This is a genomic window from Plasticicumulans sp., from assembly GCF_035331805.1.
Taxonomy (GTDB): Bacteria; Pseudomonadota; Gammaproteobacteria; order Competibacterales; family Competibacteraceae; genus Plasticicumulans.
This window is the reverse complement of the sequence record NZ_DAOLKE010000192.1, coordinates 1-6837: the sequence shown is the minus strand read 5'-3', so window position 1 is coordinate 6837 and position 6837 is coordinate 1. Positions and strand designations below refer to the sequence as shown.

5 protein-coding genes are annotated in these 6837 nt (G+C 71.3%); 1 reads left to right on the top strand and 4 read right to left on the bottom strand.

What is annotated here, in order from left to right; translation table 11 throughout:
* Nucleotides 1-1582 (bottom strand): diguanylate cyclase (locus PKE44_RS12985; RefSeq protein WP_324551861.1); only part of this gene is annotated, 1582 nt, incomplete at its 3' end.
* A gap of 260 nt (nt 1583-1842) precedes the next feature.
* Here PKE44_RS12985 and PKE44_RS12980 point away from each other — a divergent pair.
* Entirely contained in the window at nt 1843-2889 is a 1047-nt protein-coding gene (locus tag PKE44_RS12980; RefSeq protein WP_324551859.1) for an EAL domain-containing protein, read from the top strand.
* Nucleotides 2890-2901: 12 nt separating this feature from the next.
* Here PKE44_RS12980 and PKE44_RS12975 read toward each other — a convergent pair whose 3' ends face one another.
* From PKE44_RS12975 to PKE44_RS12965, 3 genes are all read right to left on the bottom strand, one after another.
* Nucleotides 2902-5181 carry an NADP-dependent malic enzyme gene (locus PKE44_RS12975; RefSeq protein WP_324551857.1) on the bottom strand — a complete coding sequence of 760 codons (2280 nt, stop codon included), beginning with the start codon at nt 5179-5181 and terminating at the stop codon, nt 2902-2904.
* Between the two features lie 121 nt (nt 5182-5302).
* A complete protein-coding gene (locus PKE44_RS12970; RefSeq protein WP_324551855.1) occupies nt 5303-5716 on the bottom strand; it encodes an acyl-CoA thioesterase in 414 nt (137 codons plus the stop codon).
* A 95-nt stretch (nt 5717-5811) separates the two neighbouring features.
* On the bottom strand, nt 5812-6837 hold a 1026-nt coding region (locus PKE44_RS12965; RefSeq protein ID WP_324551853.1), incomplete at its 5' end, for a HupE/UreJ family protein.

Below are 6837 nucleotides of genomic sequence, written 5' to 3'. Positions count from 1 at the left end.
AGCCATCCCGCCCGGCCCGCTTGGCCGCATACATCGCCGCATCGGCGGCCGCGAACAAGGCCTCGGAGTTCTCGCCGTGCTGCGGGTACAGCGCGATGCCGATGCTCGCCGACACGCGCGCCTGGGTGCCGGCGTGCGGCACCGGCCGGGCGATTGCGGCGATGACCTTGCGCGCGAGCCACAGCGCGTCCTCCTCGGCCGTGTCGCCGAGGATCAGCACCAGGAATTCATCGCCGCCGAGGCGTGCGGCCAGGTCGGTGCGCCGGGTCTCGGCACTCAGCCGGGTGGCGACCGTGCGCAGCACCATGTCGCCGGCGATGTGGCCGAGCGTGTCGTTGACCTGCTTGAAGCCGTCGAGGTCGATGATCAGCAAGGCCAGCGGCCCGCCGCCGGTCGCGATCACGTGCGCCAGCGTGTCGAGCGCGCGCCGGCGGTTGGCGAGGCCGGTCAGCGGGTCGTGCGCGGCCTCGTGGGCAATCTCCAGATGCGCGGCGTGCAGCGTGTCGAGCATGCGGTTGATCGCGCGCCCGAGCCGGCCGAGTTCGTCCTGCCCGGCATCGTGGATGCGGTACTGGCGGGTGTCGCGGCTCTGCTCGACCGCATCGACGATCGCGTCGATCGCGGCGATGCGCCTGAGCACCCAGTTCTCCAGCAGCAGCAGCACCAGCAGCAGGCAGCCGCCGCCGAGCACGAGCAGCGCGGCGCTCAGGTATTTCTCGGCCGCCGCCGCCTGGGCACCGAGATCCGGCAGCCGGTCGCTGCGCAGCACCGCCACGGTGTTGCCGAAGGGATCGTGCAGGCGCAGGCGCCCGACCAGCGCGCCGTCCTCGCCACGCGCCAGCGCGATGTCGGCGTCCGCCTGCGGCCAGTCGAGGGCCGGTTCCTCGAAGCGCAGCGGCAGATGCGTGACCTGGCTCAGGCTGGCGAGCAGCGTTGCGTCGAGCCGCCGGCCGAGCACCAGCGCGCCGTGGGCCGGCCCCTGACGCTGGCTGGTCAGCACCGGCCGCACGGCGATCAGGTAGGCATGCGCGCCGAGACGCACGCTGGCGCGCAGGACCTCGCTTTCGCCGCGGGCCAGCGCCGGCAGCTCGGGCAGTTGCGCCAGGGCCTGCACCGCTTCGGGCGGCAGCCGCCGCAACTGCGGCGGAATGCGCAGGCCGTCGTGTTCGCCTGCCTCGTCCTGCGGCGGTGCAGGTCCGCCCTCGCTGCCCGGCGGGCGGGTGCGCAACGGCCGCTGCACGGCGAACACCGGCCGGGCGCTGTCCGCATACAGCGCGAACAGGTCGACGCGGATCGCATCGAGGCCGCCGTCGGTGAGGTTCACGTCGAGGTATTCCTGCGCCGGCGCCAGCGCGAAGCGCCAGGTCTCGTCCCAGGCCGACCAGTCGATGGTCACGTCATCGAGCGCGCGCAGTTCGTAGTCGATGAGCTGGCGCACGCTTTCGAGGTGGGTGCGCGCCTGCGCCGTTTCGGCCTCCCGGTAGCCGCGCTGCAGTTCCTCGCGACCGAGACCGTACAGGGCAGCCAGCAGGCTGCCGAGCACGACGGTGGTCGCGAGCAGGATGCGGTTGCGCAGACTCATTGCGCGTCAGGGCCTTGATGCAGGGTCGGGTTGTCCATGGGCGTCGCAGTATGCCGGCTTGCACCACGGGCTGCACGGCTGGCCGGTCCGGTTCCCGGGATTGGTTCCGGAGGCATTCGCGCAGTCTTTAATAACTAAATATTATTATAATAATATTTTATATTATTTATTTGAATATCACTCCGGCCGTATCTTGGCTCCGCGGCTCCGGCCGAAAGCACGAAATCCGCCCGTCCGGTTCCGGCAAGGGAGAACTGAGCATGTCGATGTCGATCCTGTTGACGCTGTACCTGTTGCCCAGCGTGCTCGTGGTGCTCTGGGCCGAGCGGCGCGCCCGTCTGCGCGAGGGCGCTGCCGCAGCCGTGCGGACGACCCGCGAGGCCGGCACGCCGGCCGTGCACCGGCTGCCGCGTCAGGCTGCGATCCCGGCACCGGCACCGGCACCGGCCATGACCACCGAAACGCTGGGCCGGCTCGTCGATGGCCTGAACGCCTATTTCTCCGGAGGTGACGGGGCCGGGGACGAGGCGCGCCTCGCGATCGAAAGCGATGGCAGTATCCGCGCCCGCTACCGCGGGCTGCAGCTGCACAGCCGCTACGCCGCGCTCCATGCCCGCAGCGGCGTGGTCAGCGGCCGGCAGGCCGGCGTGCAGGTCTTCACGGCACGCGGCGAGGCGGTGTCGAGCTGGATGCCGTATGCACGCACGCTCGACAAGGATCAGGTCGTGCGCCTGGACCGGCTGATCCGCACGCTGCACGTGCTGAACGCCACGCATACGCCGTGGAACGGCCGCACGCTGCCGCTGTGGCTGCCGGTACATCCGCTGCACCTGCGTTCGCTGCCGGGGGCTTTCGGGGCGGCGTTTGCCGACATCCTGCAGCGCTGCGGGCGCACGCCGGCGGACATCGTGCTCGAATTCACCGATGCCGACCGGCTGCCGGCGGAACGGCTGACGGCCGCGATCGAAGGCTTCCGCAGCCGCGGCTTCGGCATCGCCTGCCTGCTGCGCGGCGACGATCCGGACTGGCTGAGGCGCATCCTGGCGCTGGCCCCGGATGCGCTCCGGCTCGGCCCGGCGCATCTGGAAGCGGCCACGGGTTCACATCACGAACGCCGGCGGCTCGCCGCCCGCATCACGCAGGCCCGGCAGGCCGGCGTGAAGGTCTGGCTGTCCGGTGCCTCGACCAGCGACCGCATCGATCTGGCCATGGCGCTCGGGGCCGACGGCTGGCTCGACGAGGCCGTGTCCGCCGACCTGGCCCTGCCGGACACCGGCACGGCCGGCCTGCCGCTGGCCGCACGCTGAGCGCCCGGCGCCTCAGCGCCCCGGATTGATCTGCGCGTCGACCACGGCCACCGCCGTCATGTTGACGACGCGGCGCACGGTCGCTGCCGGCGTCAGCACGTGGCCGGGCAGTGCGAGGCCCATCAGCATCGGGCCGATCGCCACCGAATCGGTGACCATGCGCAGCAGGTTGTAGGCGATGTTGCCGGCATCGAGCGAAGGCATGATCAGCAGGTTGGCGGTGCCCGAGAGCCTGGAGTGCGGGAACAGCCGCCGGCGCAGCACCTCGGAGAGCGCCGTGTCGCCCTGCATCTCGCCTTCCACTTCGAGTTCCGGCGCCTGCTCGCGCAGCAGCGTCAGCGCCTTGGCCATGCGCCGCGACGAGCGCGTGTCGTCACTGCCGAAGTTCGAATGCGACAGCAGCGCGAGCTTCGGCACCAGACCGAAGCGGCGCACCTGATCGGCGGCCATGAGCGCCATCGATGCGATCGCGCTGGCGCTCGGCTTCGGCGTCACGTGCGTGTCGCAGAGGAACAGCGGTCCGCGCGGGCCGAGCAGCAGGCTGATCGCCGCCGGTGCGGCGACGCCCTCCGGCAGGCCGAACACGTCGACCAGGTATTCGAGCTGGCGGCGGTAGCGCGCCTGCAGGCCGGTGATCATCGTGTCGGCGTGCCCGAGCTTGACGAGCAGCGCGCCGAGCACGGCCGGGCGCGTGCGCACGCGATGCTGGGCGTTGGCCTCGGTGATGCCCTGACGCTCCAGCAGCCGGTGGTATTCCTTCCAGCACGGATCGAAATAGATGTGGTCGCGCTGGTCGATCAGCTCGAAGTCCTCACCGATGTACAGGTGCAGGCCGAGCTGCTCGATGCGCTCGCGGATGCGCTCGCTGCGCCCGATCAGGATCGGCCGCCCGAGCCCCTCGTCGACGACCATCTGCACGGCGCGCAGCACGCGGTCGTCCTCGCCGTCGCAGTAGACGACGCGCTTCGGATCGGCCTTCGCGCGCTCGAACACCGGCTTCATGATCAGGCCGCTGCGATAGACGTGGCGCGAGAGCTCCTCGCGGTAGGCGTCGAAGTCCTCGATCGGCCGCGTCGCGATGCCCGACTCCATCGCCGCCCGCGCGACCGCGACCGGCAGCTCCAGGATCAGGCGCGGATCGAAGGGCTTCGGGATCAGGTAGTTCGGCCCGAAGCTCAGCGTGTGCTCGCCGTAGGCGGCCATCGCGATCTCGTCGGGGTCCTCCATCGCCAGATCGGCGAGCGCGTGCACGCAGGCGATGGTCATCGCCTCGTTGATCGTGCTCGCCCCGCAGTCGAGCGCGCCGCGGAACATGTACGGGAAGCACAGCACGTTGTTCACGTGGTTCGGGTGATCCGGCAGGCTGGTGCAGACGATCGCGTCGCTGCGCACCAGATGCGCGTGCTCGGGGCGGATCTCGGGCTCGGGGCTCGCGAGCGCGAGGATCAGCGGGTTCGGCGCCATGCCGCGCAGGTCGGACGGATGCAGCACCTCCGGCGCCGACAGGCCGAGGAACACGTCGGCGTCCTTCAGCAGCCCCGCGAGCGTGCGCTCGGCGGTGTCGCGCACCCACTTCGCCTTGTACGGGTCGAGCCGCTCGGCGCGGCCGCTGTGCAGCACGCCCTCGGAATCGATGACGCTGATGCGCGCCGCCGGCAGGCCGAGCCGCACCAGCAGGTCGAGGCAGGCGACCGCCGAGGCGCCGACGCCGGCGCAGACGAGGCGGATCTCGGAGATGTGCTTGCCGACCACGCGCAGGCCGTTGAGCAGCGCCGCGGCGACGACGATGGCCGTGCCGTGCTGGTCGTCATCGAACACCGGGATCTTCATGCGCTCGCGCAGGCGCTGCTCGACCTCGAAGCACTCCGGCGCCTTGATGTCTTCGAGCAGGATGCCGCCGAAGGTCGGCTCCATGCGCGCGATGACCTCGACCAGCATCGACGGGTCGTTCTCGTCGAGTTCGATGTCGAACACGTCGATGCCGGCGAACTTCTTGAACAGCACGCCCTTGCCTTCCATGACCGGCTTCGCGGCCAGCGGCCCGAGCGGCCCGAGGCTCAGCACCGACGAGCCGTTGGTGACGACGGCGACCAGGTTGCCGCGCGCGGTGAGGTTGGCGACCTCGGCCGGATCGCGGGCGATCGCCTCGCAGGCGGCGGTGACGCCGGGCGCGTAGGCGAGCGCCAGGTCGCGCTGCGTGGCGAGCGGCTTGGTCGGCACGACCTCGATCTTGCCGGGCGTCGGCGCCCGGTGGTACTGCAGCGCAAGCTGCTTCAGGACTTCGTCGCTCATGGCGGCGGGACCTCTGCGAATACGGCGACTGCGATGAATGCGGCGAATACGGCGAAAAATCCGTCGAAACTCGTCGAAATCCGTCGGGATGCGCCCGGAACAGGACAGGAACGTCAGCGGCTCAGCACGGGTCCTGCGCGGTCGGCGGCGGCAGCACGCGCGGCCGGCGGCCCTGATCGAGCGCGACGAAGGTGAAGTTGGCCTCGGTCACGCGCACGCGGTCGTCGCCGTCGCGCGAGCGGCGCCAGGCCTCGACGTGGATGGTCATCGACGTGCGCCCGACGCGCACGACGCGCGCGTGCAGGCTGACCTCGTCGCCGACGTAGACCGGGCTCAGGAAGGCGATGTGATCGACCGACACCGTCACGCAGCGGCCGCGGGCGCGGCGCGCGGCGACGTTGCCGGCGGCGAGATCCATCTGCGCCATCAGCCAGCCACCGAAGATGTCGCCGGCCGGATTGGCATCGGCCGGCATCGCGATCGTGCGGATCGCGGGTTCACCTTCGGGTTGCAGGGAAGGAAGCGGATCGGACATGGACGACGGAACCGGCAGCGGCGGCGGGGCCGCACAGCGTAGCGCGAGCCTCGGCAATGCTCATCCGCGATGTGCTGCACCCTGCGCGATGGATTTCACGCCAGCGGGCCGTGCCCGAGCGCGGCGGCCAGATACAGCAGGCCGGCGAGCGAAATTGCAACCGAGGCGCCCCGGCGCAGGGCGCGTGGATCGCTGCCGGCGCGCCGGTGGCGCAGCGCCGCGAGCAACGTCCACAGCGGCAGCACGACCGCGAGATGCCCGCCCTCGACGCCGACGCTGAACGCGAGGATGGCCGTGACGGCCGCACCGCCGCCGAGATCGGCGAAGGCCTCCAGCAGCCCGCCGGCAAAGCCGAGGCCGTGGAACAGCCCGAAGCCGAACGCGCACAGCAGCCGCCGGTGCGGCGTGCGCGCATCGGTGCTGCCGAACACGTTCAGCAGCGCAACCGCGACGATGCTGGCGGCAATCATCGGCTCGACGAGGCCGGACGGCAGCCGGATCACATCGAGCGCCGACAGCGCGAGCGTCAGCGTGTGCGCGAGCGTGAACGCACCGACCAGCCAGACCAGCTCGCCGAGGCGCCGCGCACCGAGCGTCAGCGCCGCGACGAACAGCAGGTGGTCGTAGCCGGCGAGGATGTGCCGCAGGCCGTGGGCGATCCACTGCGCCACCGGCACGGCCGGGGCCGGCGGTGCCGCGGCCGGAGCGGACGGCGCCGGGCTTAACGACAGGCTCAGCGTCTGCGCCGAAGCCAGCAGCCCGCCTTCGCCGGCTCCGGCCCCGGACACGCGCAGCACGTAGCTCGCCTCCCACGGATTGCCCGGCGCGTACTCGATCTCGCGCAGCAGGTCCTGCCAGAGCCTCAGGCGTGCCGGCCGGCTGCCGGCCGGCAGCGGGAACACCAGCCGCCACGCCGCCCGCCCCGGCCGCGCCGCCAGGGCTTCGGCCGGACCGGCCTGCAGGGCCACGTCATCGGCCGCGAGCCTCAGGTGCGCACGCAGATAGTCACCGTGCAGGCGGATGCGCTCGGGCAGCGTGGCCGTGGCCGCCGGGCCGTAGGCGGCCTGCACCAGCACCTGCTCCATCGACGCATGCACGTCGAGCACGATGCGGCCGGGTTC